The following is a 14975-nucleotide window of genomic DNA, read 5'->3' as shown; positions in this document are numbered from 1 at the left end:
GGAGTGGGACCACTCAGAACAGGCTGAGCAGGTTGAGGTTGGTGCGCGCATCGCGCAGGCGCGCTCGATATTCGGCGCGAGCGACCAGTGCGTCGTCGACCGAGACCGGCTCGAAACGTATGGTGTCGGGCGCTCGTGCCTGAGCCAGCAGATCGAGGTCGGCACTGATCACCGTGCCGAGCGTCGCGTAACCACCGCCGGTGACGGCGTCGCGGAGCAGGCAGATCGGCTCGGCGCCGTTGGGGACCTGGACCGACCCGACGGGGTAGCCGAGATCGACGACGTTGCTCGGGTTGTCGCCGGCGCCGAAGGGCTGCTCCCGCTCCACGAATGTCAGCCTCGGGCCGTCGAGGCGGCAACCGATACGGTCGGAGCGGGGGGTCATGGTGTAGGTGCTGGTGAAGAACTGCTCCAGCGACTCGGCGGTGAAGCGGTAGTTACACAGTCCCGGGACGACCCGGACCGTCACCTGGTTCCCGGGGCGGCCGTGCAGGCGGTAATCGAGGTGTGCCCCCGGCCGCGGTGGTGCCACGGTCTCGGAACCGACTTGCAGAGTGTCCCCTGCGGCGAGGCATGTGCCGGCGAGGCCGCCGATTCCGGCAGCGGTGTAGGTCGAGCGGCTGCCGAGGAACGGCGGGCAGTCGATGCCGCCGCGCACCGCCAGGTACGACCTGGCGCCGGCTCGGGCCGTACCGATCGCCAGCTGCTGACCGGCGTGGATCGTATGCGCCGCCCAGGTCTGCACGTGACGGCCGTCGACGGTGACGGCTACATCCGCGCCGGTGATCGCGACGAGGGAGTCCTCTTCGAACTCGAGGGTGGGCCCGGCCATGGTCGATTCGAGGGTCGCGGCCGACTCGACGTTCCCGACCAGCAGGTTGGCGCACCGGTGCGCGTACTGGTCCAGTGCACCGGAGGGTGGCAGTCCCATGGCGTAGTGGCCGGGGCGGCCGACGTCCTGGATCGTCGTGTGCGGACCGGGGACGAGGATCGAGATCATGACAGGAGCGCCGCGAGCTCGAGCGCGTATTCCACCGGGTCCGCATCGAATTCGGCGAGTGAGAACTCGGCGGGCGCGCGGCGAACGACGTGCTGGTCGACGGCAACGAGACGGCGTATCTCGTCGTACTCCGCCCGATCGACCGGGCGGAACCGCAGCAGGGTCGAGATCGGGGTCAGCACCGGCGAGCGGCGGAACTCACGGGTGGCCTGGCCGAGGTCGACGACCGGGATCGCGCTGCGTCCGAGCAGCTGGTAACCGCCTACCCCGCTCGAGGGGTAGATGACCGTGAAGGCGCCACCGTGGGCGACGGCCCGGGCGGGCGTCTCGGTGCGCGGCGTGAGGTACTTGGGCGCCTGGAGTTGCCGCTCGTGCGGCACCAGCTGATAGGACTCGGCATTGCCGGGCTTGAAGCAGGGAAAGGTCACGATGAACGGCGCGCTCGAATGAGCCCGGACCAGCTCGTCGACGGAGGCGAAGCCGTTGATCCGTGCGGTGTACTCGATATCGCTCTCGGTGGCGGACTGATGCCCGCCGCGGAATCGCATGCAGATCTCGGCCGACCACGGATCGTCGTAGAGGACGGGCACGTCGAGGATTTCGGTGGAGATCGTCGTCGCGGTGGCCTGCCCGGCCTCGTGGACGTCGGCGAGGGCGCCGAGTGCCCGGCGCGGGTCGAGGGTGTCGGGGTCGACGCGGATCAGGTAGCTGCTGTTGGCGGGCGCGATATCGAGAACCCCCGGCAGCTCCAGATCGGCAATGCGTGCCGTAATCGACTGGACCCGGAGCGCGGTGCCGAGACTCATCGCCTCGTCGAGCTCGACGAAGACGTACTCGTCGCCTCCGAAACTGGCGCAGCTCCCATCGGAGAGCATTGTGTACATGGTCGAGTCCCGCACGGCGTCACACCCACGGCTCGGCCGGGCGGATGGCGAAGCCGGCGGCGGTGAGGGCACGGTTGACCGCCGCGGCGATGGGTACGGCATTGGGCCGGTCGCCGTGGACACACACCGAGCGCACCGGCATCTCGATACTGCGACCCGATACGGTGACCGCCCGGCCGCGTGCCACCGTCACGGCGGTCTCGGCGATTCGATCGGGGTCCTTGGCCATGGGCCGCGGCTCGATGACGTTGATGCCGTCGTCGGTGAAGTCGAGGTCGACGGCGTTCTCGGGGATGACCGGGTGGCCCGCCGTCCGTACCGCGGTGAGGGCAGTGGTGGGCGCCATCATCAGGGGCAGTTCGAATCCGGCGCTGCGCAGACCTGCCGCGACCTCGACAGCGAGCTCGGGGTCGCCACAGATCGCCCCCATCAGCGCCCCGTGCGGTTTGACGTGCCGGAGCCGGACGTCCTCGCTCTCGGCGATCGCGGCCAGTGCTCCGACCTGGTACACAACAGAGTCGACGGTCTCGGAGATCGACATCGCGAGGGCACGACGCCCGAATCCGGCCTTGTCGTCGTATCCGGGGTGCGCACCGACCGCGATACCGGCGTCTCGCGCGTTCCGGACGGCCGCCCGGAGGGTGGAGGGGTCGCCGGCATGGTGGCCGCAGGCGATATTGGCGCTGGAGACGAACGCGAACAGGCCGGCCTCGTCGCCCAGCCGCCAGCGGCCGAAGCTCTCGCCGGCGTCGGCGTTGACGTCTATCGATGTGGGCACCATGGCTCATACCTTCCGTGCGGTGCGGTCGACCGATCGGAGGGCCGCGGCGAGGGTCTCGGCCAGACGGTCGACATGGGTCTGGTCGAAGGTGAGCGGCGGGCGGATCTTCAGCACATTGCCCTGAGGTCCGGAGGCCGAGATCAGCACCCCGGCCCGGCGCATTCGGTTGACGACCTCGCGGGCGATCCGGGCGTTGTCGCCGCTGCTGCCGCCGGCGGACAGTTCGACGCCGTAGAACATCCCGACGCCGCGGACCGCGCCGATGAGGTCGGTCCCGTCGGCCAGGTCCCGCAGGGCGTCCCCGAGCGACGCGCCGACCTGCCGGGCGCGGGCGACCAGGTCCTCTTCCTCGATGACCGTCACGACGGCCTGTGCCGCCACGGCGGCGGTCGTACTGCCGCCGAAGGTGTTGAAGTAGCGGACCGCCGTCTCGAAGGCGCGGCCGATCTCGGCACGGAGCACGACCGCGGCGACCGGGTAGCCGTTGCCCATCGGCTTGCCCATCGTGACGATGTCCGGGACGAATCCATGGCGGGCGAAACCCCACCAATCGTCGCCGGTACGGCCGAAGCCGGCCTGGACCTCGTCGGCGATCAGCACCGCGCCGTAGGAGCGGACTTCGTCCGCGAGCGCCCGCAGGACACCTGGCGGGTGGGTGAAGACTCCGTCGGAGGAGAAGACAGTGTCGAGGAGACAGGCACTCACCCCGTACCCGGCACGGGTCAGATCGTCGGCGGCACGGCGTACATCGTCTCGCACCGCGGCAATCAGTGCGACCTCGTCGGGGTAGGCCGCCGGGTCCGGCGCGGCGATGGTGCGCACATGCGGACCCAGGGGTGCGCCGGGACCGAGAGAGGGCGAGTAGGCCGCCACGCTGCTCGTGACCCCGTGGTAGGCATTGGCGGTGACGATGATGCCGCCGGCGCCGGTGTGGTGCCGGGCGATCCTGGTCGCCAGATCGTTCGCCTCCGAGCCGGTGCAGGTCAGCGTCACCCGATCGAGCGGCGCCGGGAAATGCGCGAGAAGGTGCTCGGCCAGGTCCAGCAGTGGCTTCTGGAGGTAGCGGGTATTGGTGTTCAGGGTCGCCAGTTGGCGGGAGACCGCCTCGACCACACGCGGGTGGCAGTGCCCGATCTGCGCCACATTGTTGTAGGCGTCGAGGTACTCGGTCCCGTCGCGACCGTAGAGGTACACCCCCCGGGCGGCGGTGACCTCGATCGGATCGGCGTAGAAGAGCTGGTATCCGGGCCCCAGGAGCCCGTTACGTCGCTCGATCATCGAGGCGATATCCGCGGGCTGGGACGCGAGGTCGGCGACGTCGAAGCCGTTGACCATGCCGACGGGGCCGACGGCTGCGCGAAGTGGCGGTGATGACACGGACGTGATCCCTTGACTCGTGAGGGGCGGGTGGTCAGGTGGCTGCGAGGAAGTGTTCGGTTCCGGTGTCGAGGGTCTGGATCGCCGCCTCGGCGCGAACCCAGTCGTGGCGCGAGTGCTGCTCGGCATAGGCCGCGCGGGTGGGATCGACGGTGGCGCGCCACTGCGAGATCAAGGCCCGTTGCACACAGCGGGCGGCGGCGGCCGCGGCGAGGGTGCGGAGCTGGGCAGGTGCGACGTCGTATACGCCGAGGAAACCTCGCACATGCGCGGACGCCGACGTCCACGGGTCTGTGAGACGGTGGTCGAGGAGGTTGGCCACCGCGACCGCGAGGTCGTAGAGCACCGGCGCGATATGCACGTCACCGAAGTCGATGACGCCGGTGACGAAGCCTGGGGCGGCCGGGTTCGCCAGTACGTTGTGCACGCTGTAGTCGCCGTGCACGACCTGTCGCGCTCCGCCCTCGGCGACGGGACGAACGACGCTCGTGAAATGGCCGACCACCTGAGTGGCCAGCTGTGCCTGTGACCGCGGGGGCGTGATGCTGTCGGCAAGCTCGGGCAGCCCGGACAGATCCCAGAGGAGCCGGCGGGCAGCGGCGGGGTGCCGGAAGTCGGCGAGCGCCGCGGTGACCTCGCCGTGGACGGTGCCCACTCGCTCCGTCTGCTCAGGGCTGAGCCGCTGCTCGGCGAGGCCGGCGCCCGGCAGACAGGAGATGACGTAGACCAGCCGGTCGGGCCCGCCGCCCGGCCGTTCCCACCGGGTGATCGTCTCGCCCGCAGGGGTCGGCACGGCGACCGGCACCGGGACCGTCGTGGCTCGGGTGAGGTAATCGGTCACCGCGAGCTGGAGCTCGACGATCGCACGCGGCTCGCCGGGAGCGCAGACCTTGACGATCAGGTCTGCGGCCGATGTGCCGGACGCACGGTAGGTCTCGTCGCGCTCGGAGCCGAGGCGGGTGAGCGCGACATCGATGGCGTAGCGCACACGCAGGTATTCTGCGAGCTCGTGCTCGGGCACTCCCGGTAGCTCGGTCAACTGGCGATCCATCCGCCGTCGATCAGCAGGGACGACCCGTGGATGTAGGACGCGGCCGGTGAGGCGAGGAAGACGACCGCGGGTGCGATATCGCCGACCTCTCCGATGCGCCCGGCGGGGGTGGCCGCGAGCATCTGCCTCTCGTAGTCCGGGTCGGCGAGCAGATGCTCGTTGATGCTGGTCCGGATATTGCCGGGTGCGACCGCATTGACGCGGATGCCCCGCGGAGCGAGTTCGGCAGTAAGCGCCTTGACCAGGAGCTCGACCGCGCCCTTGATGGCGCAGTAGGCCGTCGAATTGGGGAATCCGGCGTAGCCGCAGATCGAGGAGACGAAGATGATCGACGAGCCTTCGCCGAGGTGGCCGGTGGCAGCGCGGGCGAGCCGGAACGGCGCCCGCACGTTGGCGTCCCACTGATCGTCGAGGTTCTGGTCGGTTGTCTCGAGGAACGGTGCCGGGGTGAAAACACCGGCGGCGTTGACGAGGATGTCGACCCGGCCGAACCGGTCCAGCGCACGTTGTACGACGGCGTCCGGTGCGGCCTTGTCGGTGAGGTCCACGCTGAGGGTCTCGGCCCGGCCCCCGTCCGCCTCCAGGCGCGCAGCGCTGGCGGCCAGCCGCTCCTCGTGCCGGCCCACCAGGAGGACCTCGGCGCCGGCTCGGTGCATCTCGCGGGCGATCTCGGCGCCGATTCCGGAGCTGGCGCCGGTGACGACGGCAACCTTGCCGGACAGGGGGTCAGGATTGACAGGACTCATGGACAGTACTTCCTCTCGGATATGTGGTCGGTCGTGACACGAGGCGGTGGCGTGCGGCGCAGGTCAGTCCGGGACGAGCACGACCTTGCCGAAGGCGCGCCCCGATTCGGCCCGGGTATGGGCCTGCGCTGCCGCGCTCATCGGAAAGACTCGGTCGAGCTTGGGCCGCAGCACGCCCCGCCGCACCATGTCCGACACTGCCTGCATGCCGGCACGATCGGCGTCCGCGAGCATGCCGATCACCCGGACTCCGTGCCGGCGGGCCTCGTCCACCACAACCTCGCGTCCGGTGGGCATGAGAGTGACCAGCGTGCCGCCCGGCCGGAGCACCGTGAGCGACCGGTTCGTGACCTCGCCACCGACCGTGTCGAGTACGACGTCCACGTCCGAGAGCTCGGCCTCGAAAGCGGTCGTCCGGTAGTCGAGAAGCTCATGGGCACCGATCTCGCGGAGGTAGTCGTGCTTCGAGGCGCTCGCGGTGCCGATCACCACTGCGCCCCGGTCGCGGGCGATTTGCACGGCGAGGTGACCGACACCGCCCGCGGCGCCGTGGACGAGCACCCGCTGCCCGGCCCGGATCCGCGCGCGTTCGACCAATGCCTGCCACGCGGTGAGCGAGGCGAGTGGGAGAGCTCCGGCCTGCGTGTGATCGAGTCCGGTGGGCTTGTGCACGAGTGCCCGAGCAGGGGCGAGCACGAGTTCGGCGTGTGCGCCGTGCCCGCGGGGGTAAGGCAACATTCCGAAAACCTCGTCGCCGGGGCGGAAATCGGCGACTCCGTAGCCGATCTCCGCCACGACACCGGATACGTCCCACCCGAGCACGAAAGGCGGGGGACCGAGAAAGACCCGCCGCGATCTGTGCTTGAGGTCCGTCGGGTTGAGACCGGCAGCTCCCACCCGTACCAAAACCTGGTTGGGTGTGACCCGTGGACGCGGGACCTCGGCCTGATGAAGGACCTCGGGACCACCCAGGACATCCTGGCGGACAGCCAGCATCGTCTCTTTCGTCCCTGTCACGACGAGGCTCCCTCATCGGTGCGTACCCGGCCGCGAAGGACGTGCTTCAAGATCTTTCCCGACGGGTTGCGCGGAATCTCCCCGAGAACAAGGCGGTGCGGGGCCTTGTAGTCGGCAATGAGCGTCGATACATGGGCCCGCACGTCCTCGAGCGTGATCGCGAAGCCCTCGCGAGGCGTCACGACGGCCACCACGCTCTCGCCGTAGACCGGGTGGGGCGCCCCGACTACCGCACAGTCCGCCACGCCGGGGTGGGCGGCCAGCGCGTTCTCGACCTCGACCGAGTACACGTTCATGCCGCCGGTGATGATCATGTCCTTCATGCGGTCGACGAGTGTGATGCAGCCGTCGTTGTCGATGCGCGCCACGTCGCCGGTGTGCAACCAGCCTTCGCGCAGGGCCTGCGCCGTGGCTTCCGGGTTGTTCCAGTAGCCCTTCATCACGGATTCGCCCCGCAGGACCACCTCGCCGGTGCTGCCGGCGGCGACGTCGCGTCCCTCGCTGTCCACGACCCTCGCCTCGGTGTTGAGGATGGCCCAGCCGTTGGCGCCCGGGCGCTGTGCGATGTGGTCGGGCCCGAGCCCGACGCCGCCCGGGCCGGCCTCGGTCGGTCCGCAGAGGTTGAAGAGCCGCACCCGCGGTGCCGCCTTCCGGAGTGCTTCTATCGTGGTCGGTGGCATGGGAGCCGCACCGAACAATCCGATACGCCAGCTCGACAGGTCCCGTCCGGCGAAGTCCGGGCTGTCCAGGAGCATCCGGTACATCGTGGGGACGCCGAAGAAGGTCGTGATCCGCTCGGACTCCATGAGTTCCAGGACGACGGCCGGGTCGAACGTATCGAGGAGCACATGGGTGGCTCCCACCGCTGTACCCCCGTGCAGGAAGAGGTTGAGTCCCGCGGAATGGTAGAGCGGAGCGACCTGCAGGATCCGTTCACCGTCCGCCAGCCCGGCGGTCAGGCTCACGTTGAGCCCCGCCCAGATCACCCGGTGATGGTCGAGCAGGACACCTTTGGGCCGGCCCGTGGTGCCCGAGGTGTAGAGGATTTCGGCGTCGTCGGACTCCGAGAGCGATATCGACGGCTCATGGTCCGCAGCGTCGGCCATGAGGCTTTCGAGGTCGTCGGGGCAGTCCGGCAGCGGGCCGAGCGCGAGGTGGGTCCGCGGTGGTGTGGACGCCGCGGCTCGTGCCGTGTCCGCGACGGTCGCGAGACTCGGGTGGAAGACGAAGCCGGTGGCGCCGCTGTCGTCGAGCAGCCAGGTGACCTCCGGCGCCGCCATCCGGGGATTGACCGGGACGACGAGAAGCCCGAGCTTTGCCGCGGCATACAGGACGACGACGAAGTTGTCGGAGTTCGTGCTCATCACCGCGAGCCGCTCGCCCTTGACCATGCCGCGGCGGTGGAGCACCGCGGCGGCACGGTTGACCGCACTGTCGAGCGCCGCCCAGGTGATCCGCCTTCCGTTGTAGACGAGCGCGTCGCGGGTCGGGGCTCGGTGGGCTTGTCGGGCCACCAACTGGCCGAGCGTAGGCATGGATATCTCCTGACAAAAGGGGAGGGCGGGGGCGGAACTCGTTCGGACCGGCTCGTCGTACCTGCTCAGAGCCAGGACGGGTCGAGGTCGACGGTGGTGCGGTCGAGAGAGGCGAGCAGATCGAGCCGAGGTGCGACCCCCGGGAGCTCATACGATCGGAAGTAGCGCGCTGCCGCGCGTTTACCGCGGGCGAACGCGTCGTCTCGGTCACCGAGCGCTATGAGCTGCTCCAGCCAGATCCAAGCGAGGACGATGTGTCCGGCGGCCTCCAAGTAGATCGAGGCATTACCCAGCCGGGTGACCGGCTCGGGGTGTGCATGGAGCAGCTTCGTCACCTCCAGGAGGCGCGCTCGGGCGAGGTCCAGATCGGCAGCGTGGGCCGAGGTCTCGGGCCCCAGCCGCGAGCCGGCCGCGACGGCTCGGCGTATCTCCTCGTCCAGCACTTGCAGACCCGCCCCGTCGTGTATGGACGTCTTGCGGCCCAGCAGATCGATCGCCTGAATACCGTGTGTGCCCTCGTGGATCGGGTTGAGGCGGCTGTCACGGTAGTGCTGCTCGACGTCATAGTCGCGCGTGTAGCCGTATCCGCCGTGCACCTGTATGGCCAGTGAGGTTCCGTGCAGGCACCACTGCGCGGGCCAGCTCTTCGCGATGGGTGTGAGGATGTCGAGCAGCAGCGCCGCGCGATCACGCTCGGCATGTTCTGGTGCAGTCTCACGGTCGTCCAGCAGCCGGGCACAGTACAGCGTCAGCCCGAGCGCCCCCTCGGCGTAGGACTTCTGGGCCAGCAGCATCCGGCGGATATCCGCATGCTCCACGAGCGGGACCTGCGGCAGATGCGCGGCTTTCGCATCCGGCCTGCGTCCTTGCGGACGTGTCCGCGCGTAGGCCAGCGATTTGAGGTAGGCGGTGTAGCCGAGGGCTGCGGCGCACACGCCTACCTCGAGACGGACCGCGTTCATCATGTGGAACATCTGGGCGAGCCCCTCCCCCGGCGCCCCGACCAAATAGCCGACGGCACCTGCGGACCCGCCGGGCCGATGGGTTCCATCGCCGAAGCTCAACACGGTATTGACCGTGCCCCGGAATCCCATCTTGTGGTTGAGCCCGACCAGTGACACGTCGTTGCGCTCGCCGATGCTGCCGTCGTCCCCGACCAGGAACTTGGGGACGATGAACAGCGACAGACCCCGGACGCCGGATTCGCCGGCACCGGTGCGGGCCAGCACGAGGTGCACGATATTCTCGCCCAGTTCGTGGTCTCCCCCGGAGATCCACATCTTGGTGCCGGTGATGCGGTAGGTCCCGTCGTCGGCCGGGTGCGCTCGGGTCATGGTGTCGGCGAGCGAGGAACCTGCCTGAGGTTCGGACAGGCACATCGTGCCGTGGAAGCGGCCCTCGAACATAGGCGTCACGAATCGGGCGATCTGCTCCGGAGAACCGTGTGCGCAGAGGAGATGAGCATTGGCCACGGTGAGCATGGCATATCCGTATGTGCTCACATTGGCCGCCGCGAACCATGCGGCGCATGCCAGGTGAACGACGCGCGGCAGCGCAAGCCCGCCCACGCGGTGATCCGCGGTCACGCCGAGGAAGCCCGTCTCCGCCAGCGCGTCGAGAGCCGGACGGATCTCCGGGTGCAGGCGGACCCGGCCCTGGACGAGCCGCGGCTCGTCCGCGTCACTGTGCCGGTTGTGCGGGGCGAAGCGGTCCTGGGCCAGATCGGCACAGAGGTCCAGGATCTCGTCGAAGGTCGACCTGGAGTGCTCCGCGAAACGCGGCCGTTCGGTGAGATCCCCGACCCGGAGCCAGTCGTGGAGCAGGAAGTCGAGGTCGGCACGGGAAAGCAGATCGGTGGAGGCTGGCACGGCTCATTTCTCCGGGGTCGTCGTCATCGCCGGGCGTAGTGGGTGACGCCGGAGGAACTCTGCGAACGAGGTGGCGTTCCGGCCCGCGAGCTGGGCGACCTCTCTGGTCACGCGGTCCTCCGCGCCGCTCGCGGTCAGCACGTCCGCGCCGACGAGCGCGTCGGCGAACGTCTGCGGGACCCCGGCATCGACGAGTTGGACGGTGCGCTCGGCGGGTGTGACCGGCCGGTAACGGACGGGGAGATCCCATTCGGCGGCAATGGTGGCCGCCACATCGTTATAAGCCAGGGCCTGCGGCCCGGTGAGCACGTGTTCACGACTGTCGTGATCGACGCGCGTCAGCAGTTCGGCCGCGACCGCGGCCACGTCCGCCGCATCGATCCACCCCATCCGACCGTCGTCGGCGGCCGCGACGATCTCATGGCGTTCGCGGACCGCGACGGCGGTGGGGTGGCTACCGAGGAAATTCTGCATGAACCCCGAGGCCAGCAGGACCGACCACTCCGGCATCTGCCCGACGGTGAGCCGTACTGCGTGCAGCCCGGCGGCTCGCAGCGGGAAGGCAGAAGAGTTGAGCAGCACCGCCCGCCCGACTCCCGCGTCCCGGGCCCTGCGCAGGAAGCTCCCGACGACGTCCGCCGGGTCGGCGTCGAGCGGCGGCGGCAGCAGGTAGATGCTGTCGACGTCGCGCAGCGCCTCGTCGTACGTCGCCGCATCGGCCCAGTCGAACCGGACCTGCCGCACCCCGGGAGCCGGCCGCTCCTGGGGGTAGTGCCGGCTCGCGACGACCACGTCCACACCACGCCGGTGCAGGAGGTCGGTGACGACCCGCCCGGTCTGCCCTGTACCGCCCGTGACGAGCACGGTTGCGATCGAGCTCATGATGCGACCTCTCCGGCGGCAGGCCCGGTTGTCGCCGAGGTCTGCGTGGGATTCCAGTAGTCGCGGAAGCGGACGATCCGGCCGTCTCGCTCCTCGAGGATCCAGACGTAGCGAACATCGTAGGGCGCACCGGACCCCACGACGGTGCCGTGCAGCGCGACCTCGGCCACGATCGTGTGCGGGTCGGTCAGATGGTGAACGACGAGACTCGGGAACGATTCGATCCTGACCGCGGCGCCGATCGCCATCACGTAGTCCCGCACGGACGACGGATCGTCCAGCCGACCGGGTCGACCGGGTGGTGCGAAGGGGAATTCGATGACGGCGTCCTCGGCGAAGAGGTCGACGTAGCCGTCGAGATCCATGGCGGCAAGAAGCTCGATCGACTGCAGCAGAACCGCATGCGCGGGGCTGCGGACCGGGGTCTGCTGGGATGTCACTGCTGTCCTCCTTGCTCGAGTGCAGAGATGGGGTGCGCGGGCTGCTCGGCTCGCGCGGGGTCCGCCGGGCCGGCGGCTAAGGTTTCGGCGAGCCAGTCGAGCATGCGGCCCGAAGCCAGCCGCTGGGCACCGACGTGGCAATGGGCGTCGGCTCCTTCGTCGCTGGTGAAGGTCATCAGCGTGGCGGGGGCCGACAGGTGCGCCATCAGCTGTCGAGGCTGCGATAGCGAGGTCTCGTCGCCCGCGAAGAACAGGTCGTCGGCCGCCTCACAGACCAGGACCGGGCAGCTGATCCGTTCGGCCACGCCGTCGAGCAGGTTGTACTGCGCGTAGGTCCGCACGAACTCGGCCGGGTCGGCGGCACCCATGACCCAGAGCCCGTGATCGAGCGCCCAGCGCAGCGTGGGCTGCTTCGCGGCCGCCGCCTCGACCTCGTCGCCGAACGCGGGATCATGCCAGCGCGCCTCCATCTCGGCGCGGGTCAGACCGAGAAGTGCCTCGACCGCGCCCAGGGCGTCGTATACCCCGTCGTTGCAGACGACCGCCGCGATACGTGGCTCGAACGCGGCAGCGCGGGGAGCCAGCACACCGCCCAAGCTCACGCCGAAGAGCGCGATGCGATCGGCGTCGACGATATCGCCGTGCTCGGCGAGGAGGAAGTCGAGAACGGGCCCCACGACGTTCTCCCAATCCGGACGGAATGTCAGACCGTGGTCGTGCACGGCGGCCGGCTGTCCCGGCCCGTCGAAGGTGAGCACGTGGAAGCCGCGCTCCACGGCGGCCTCGGCACCGAAGAAGTGCATCTCCTCCGCGCTGCCGTCGAATCCGTTGTGCATGACGATTACCGGACGCTTCTCCCCGCGGCCGGTCGCCGCCCGGTAGAAATAGCCGCGGAGCGTCCGGCCTTCGTAGGGGATCTGGACCGGGGTGATATTCGGCGCCTTCGCGTCCTCGAAGGGCCGGGGGATGGCAATCGCCGCCTCGAAACAGTGCACGCCGAGGCGGTAGGAGTACGCCACCCGGCGATCGCGCGGGTCGGCGTGCAGGAAGAAGTCGGCGTTGCGGTAGTAGTTCGCGGCCCGGAGAAGACCTTCGCGCGCGCTCACCGACCGGCCTCGAGCAGCGTCCGCACGGGCAGTTTCCGCGACGCGATCGGCCCTCTGCAGCCATGCCTCGTACCAGCTGTCGTGGTCGCCCGCGGTGATACTCGCCGATGTGGCGAGCACTTCACCGATTTCCGAGCCACCGTAGGCCGAGTGGCCGAGCACGCGCGCGGTCTCGAACCAGTACTGGGGATGGTCTGCGAAGAGCAACGGGGCGGAAGAAGTCACGTCGGTACGGTACCGTACCGTCGCGACGGTCGCAACCCGTGCTCCACTGGCACGCCCAGGGTGGAACCAGCCGTAGACCGCGACCAGAAAAGGCACCAGGGGCATCCACGCCACCACCCAGTGCTCACTGCCGGTGACGGTCGCGTAGTTGCCCGCGATTGCCCCCAGCACGACGACAAACCCCACACCGGCGAGAGCAGGCGCGACGATGGTCCGCCAAGGCCCCTCGGTCACCTGGCCACGCAGCCGCGCGACGATCACACTGACGCAGCAGCCGAGCATGAGCGTCACCAACGAGAGAGATGTGATCCCGGAGACCGCCGGAAAGAGGTTGGTGAGCGGATCCGCTCCCGCTGCCGTGAACGCGATCAGAATGCCGGCCGTGAGCGCGATCAGAACCGCCGTGCCGATCGCCGGGGTGCCGTGCCGGGGGTGCACCCGCGCGAGGACATCGGGCAGGCGCCCGGCGCGTCCCATAGCGAACAGGTAGCGGCTGCCCATGTTGTGCAGCGCGATGGCCGCCCCGAGAAAGCCGAAGGCCACCATCACACTCAGGACCGGGCCGGCCCATCCACCGAGGTAGGTCTCCGCAGTCGCCGGAACCAGCGCTCCGGCGTCCGCGGCCGCCGGTCCGACAACATCATCGTGGGCGGCCTGCAAAGTCCAGGTCCCGATCGCGAAGACGACCAGCAGCAGCCCCAGCGCACCGAACGTCGCCCGGCGAATACTCTGCCGCGGGGCCTGCGCCTCCTCGCCGTACACGGCGGTGGCCTCGTAGCCACCGAAACAGACCAAGCAGAACACCAGCGTCAGGGAGGCGGCACCAGAGAAGGGATCGGTCGGGAGCAGCCCGGCGGGCGACCACGCGGATGCCGGTCGCTGGACCAGTACGGCCACGAAAAGCACGACGATGATGACGAATTGCGCCGTGCAGAGCAGAGCCGTCACCCACTGGGCGATATCGAGCCCGCGCACGCCGAGGACCGCGACGACAACCAGCGCCACCGCCGACAGGACGAACCAGGGGGGCGAGGAGCCGAGGTACGAGGCCAGCGCCAGCTCGGCGAAGTATCCCGTGGCCGCGACCATCGCCGTCGACGCGAGGCCGTACGCAAGCGCCGCGACGAAGGCGGCAGCGGAGCCGAGCCGCCTACCGAGACCGAATGTCACGAATGCCGCGAACGCGCTCGGGTCGACGACGTACCGGGCCAGCACCAGGTAACCGACGGCGAAGAGTGCCAGCAGCGCGCCCACGACGACCAGATAGCCCACGGTCTCGGTGCCCGCGCCGAGACCGATGCTGATGGAGATATTGGAGCTCAGCGCGGTGAGCGGCGCCGTGGCCGCCACCACCAGGAAGATCATCCCCGCCGTGGTGACCGTTCCACGCCGGAGGCGTGGCGTATCGGCGTCGACGGGACTCTGATCGGAAAGGGCATCAGCGGCCATGACGGACCCCGGTGTCGTGGACGGGACGTGCGGAAGCGGCCGGCCCGATCGGATCGTCGGCCACGCGAGTGGATACGCCCGAAAAGTCGGCCGAGTACCAACGCTGCGGTCGGATAACGAACAACACCTGGTCGTCGGGGTCGTACCGGTCGACCGCCGCATCCGCACCTTCCGCACTGAGGTAACGCCGAGCGATATCCCGCCGAACCGCTATCGGAGCTGGATGGATGTCGTCGACGACCCCGCCCTCGACGACGACGTACCGGTACGGCGGAGCCCCGTGCTGCACCGTGAGCGTGGCGGCGCCCGCAGTGCGGAGGAGTCGAGCCTTCCGACTCGAGACCGAGGTGTTGACCACGATGTCACCGCCCGGCTCGTAGGCGTACCAGAGCGGGACGCTCATCGGAGGCCGGGCCGGGCCGGCGTCGACGGACAGTACGGCGATATGCGCCTCGGCCAGAAACCGCTCCTGGTCGGTACGGGAGAGCGAACGGGGCGGGTGGATCCCGTCCGACCGGGCCAGGCGGGCCGCGAGTGACCCCTCGCCCGCAACTCGGGGGGATTCTGGGGAGCTGAACGTCATGAGCTTCTCCAATGGAACGGACGAGACGGTT

General features: G+C 69.3%; 13 protein-coding genes. All 13 read right to left on the bottom strand.

Translation table 11 applies throughout. The annotated features are described in order from the left end of the window. Nucleotides 1–13: 13 nt before the first annotated feature. The gene (locus NS6_RS28820) at nucleotides 14–1000 is read right to left on the bottom strand and encodes a 5-oxoprolinase subunit C family protein (protein ID WP_068048347.1); all 987 of its coding nucleotides are present in this window, start codon (nucleotides 998–1000) and stop codon (nucleotides 14–16) included. Beyond that, nucleotides 997–1875 (bottom strand): 5-oxoprolinase subunit B family protein, encoded by an 879-nt coding sequence (locus NS6_RS28815; protein ID WP_245669546.1) that lies wholly within the window; start codon nucleotides 1873–1875, stop codon nucleotides 997–999. The genes NS6_RS28820 and NS6_RS28815 overlap by 4 nt, the downstream gene beginning before the upstream one ends. A 28-nt stretch (nucleotides 1876–1903) precedes the next feature. Beyond that, on the bottom strand, nucleotides 1904–2665 hold the full coding sequence (locus NS6_RS28810; protein ID WP_068048341.1) for a LamB/YcsF family protein: 762 nt from the start codon (nucleotides 2663–2665) through the stop codon (nucleotides 1904–1906). A 3-nt stretch (nucleotides 2666–2668) separates the two neighbouring features. Further along, nucleotides 2669–4042, bottom strand: a complete 1374-nt coding sequence (locus NS6_RS28805; RefSeq protein ID WP_245669545.1) for an aspartate aminotransferase family protein — start codon at nucleotides 4040–4042, stop codon at nucleotides 2669–2671. 34 nt (nucleotides 4043–4076) lie between these two features. Beyond that, entirely contained in the window at nucleotides 4077–5093 is a 1017-nt protein-coding gene (locus tag NS6_RS28800) for a phosphotransferase (protein WP_068048328.1), read from the bottom strand. Then, nucleotides 5078–5839 (bottom strand): SDR family NAD(P)-dependent oxidoreductase, encoded by a 762-nt coding sequence (locus tag NS6_RS28795; protein ID WP_068048325.1) that lies wholly within the window; start codon nucleotides 5837–5839, stop codon nucleotides 5078–5080. The genes NS6_RS28800 and NS6_RS28795 overlap by 16 nt, the downstream gene beginning before the upstream one ends. Nucleotides 5840–5902: 63 nt before the next feature. Next, nucleotides 5903–6856, bottom strand: coding sequence for an NADP-dependent oxidoreductase (locus NS6_RS28790; protein WP_307648617.1), 954 nt, complete (start codon nucleotides 6854–6856; stop codon nucleotides 5903–5905). Continuing rightward, nucleotides 6853–8391, bottom strand: a complete 1539-nt coding sequence (locus NS6_RS28785) for a class I adenylate-forming enzyme family protein (RefSeq protein ID WP_068048322.1) — start codon at nucleotides 8389–8391, stop codon at nucleotides 6853–6855. The genes NS6_RS28790 and NS6_RS28785 overlap by 4 nt, the downstream gene beginning before the upstream one ends. 65 nt (nucleotides 8392–8456) lie before the next feature. Beyond that, nucleotides 8457–10259 carry an acyl-CoA dehydrogenase gene (locus NS6_RS28780; RefSeq protein WP_068048319.1) on the bottom strand — a complete coding sequence of 601 codons (1803 nt, stop codon included), beginning with the start codon at nucleotides 10257–10259 and terminating at the stop codon, nucleotides 8457–8459. 3 nt (nucleotides 10260–10262) lie between these two features. Beyond that, a complete protein-coding gene (locus NS6_RS28775; protein ID WP_068048312.1) occupies nucleotides 10263–11141 on the bottom strand; it encodes an NAD-dependent epimerase/dehydratase family protein in 879 nt (292 codons plus the stop codon). Then, on the bottom strand, nucleotides 11138–11581 hold the full coding sequence (locus tag NS6_RS28770) for a nuclear transport factor 2 family protein (protein WP_068048308.1): 444 nt from the start codon (nucleotides 11579–11581) through the stop codon (nucleotides 11138–11140). The genes NS6_RS28775 and NS6_RS28770 overlap by 4 nt, the downstream gene beginning before the upstream one ends. Further along, nucleotides 11578–14361: an amino acid permease gene (locus tag NS6_RS35515; RefSeq protein ID WP_068048305.1), complete on the bottom strand. Its 2784-nt coding sequence runs from the start codon at nucleotides 14359–14361 to the stop codon at nucleotides 11578–11580. The genes NS6_RS28770 and NS6_RS35515 overlap by 4 nt, the downstream gene beginning before the upstream one ends. Continuing rightward, complete coding sequence (locus tag NS6_RS28760) at nucleotides 14351–14944, bottom strand: pyridoxamine 5'-phosphate oxidase family protein (protein WP_068048302.1); 594 nt, start codon at nucleotides 14942–14944, stop codon at nucleotides 14351–14353. Before NS6_RS28760 ends, NS6_RS35515 begins: the two co-directional genes overlap by 11 nt. Nucleotides 14945–14975 lie beyond the last annotated feature (31 nt).

The sequence above is a fragment of the Nocardia speluncae NBRC 108251 genome (assembly GCF_001613245.1).
GTDB classification, from domain to species: domain Bacteria; phylum Actinomycetota; class Actinomycetes; order Mycobacteriales; family Mycobacteriaceae; genus Nocardia; species Nocardia speluncae.
Note: the sequence above shows the minus strand (reverse complement) of the source record. Positions and strands in the feature narration are given on the sequence as shown.

Excerpts from the sequence above, each read along its gene's own strand:
- NS6_RS28820 (WP_068048347.1), bottom strand. The coding sequence starts at position 1,000 with ATGATCTCGATCCTCGTCCCCGGTCCGCACACGACGATCCAGGACGTC.
- NS6_RS28815 (WP_245669546.1), bottom strand. The coding sequence starts at position 1,875 with ATGCTCTCCGATGGGAGCTGCGCCAGTTTCGGAGGCGACGAGTACGTC.
- NS6_RS28810 (WP_068048341.1), bottom strand. The coding sequence starts at position 2,665 with ATGGTGCCCACATCGATAGACGTCAACGCCGACGCCGGCGAGAGCTTC.
- NS6_RS28800 (WP_068048328.1), bottom strand. The coding sequence starts at position 5,093 with ATGGATCGCCAGTTGACCGAGCTACCGGGAGTGCCCGAGCACGAGCTC.
- NS6_RS28795 (WP_068048325.1), bottom strand. The coding sequence starts at position 5,839 with ATGAGTCCTGTCAATCCTGACCCCCTGTCCGGCAAGGTTGCCGTCGTC.
- NS6_RS28785 (WP_068048322.1), bottom strand. The coding sequence starts at position 8,391 with ATGCCTACGCTCGGCCAGTTGGTGGCCCGACAAGCCCACCGAGCCCCG.
- NS6_RS28775 (WP_068048312.1), bottom strand. The coding sequence starts at position 11,141 with ATGAGCTCGATCGCAACCGTGCTCGTCACGGGCGGTACAGGGCAGACC.
- NS6_RS35515 (WP_068048305.1), bottom strand. The coding sequence starts at position 14,361 with ATGGCCGCTGATGCCCTTTCCGATCAGAGTCCCGTCGACGCCGATACG.
- NS6_RS28760 (WP_068048302.1), bottom strand. The coding sequence starts at position 14,944 with ATGACGTTCAGCTCCCCAGAATCCCCCCGAGTTGCGGGCGAGGGGTCA.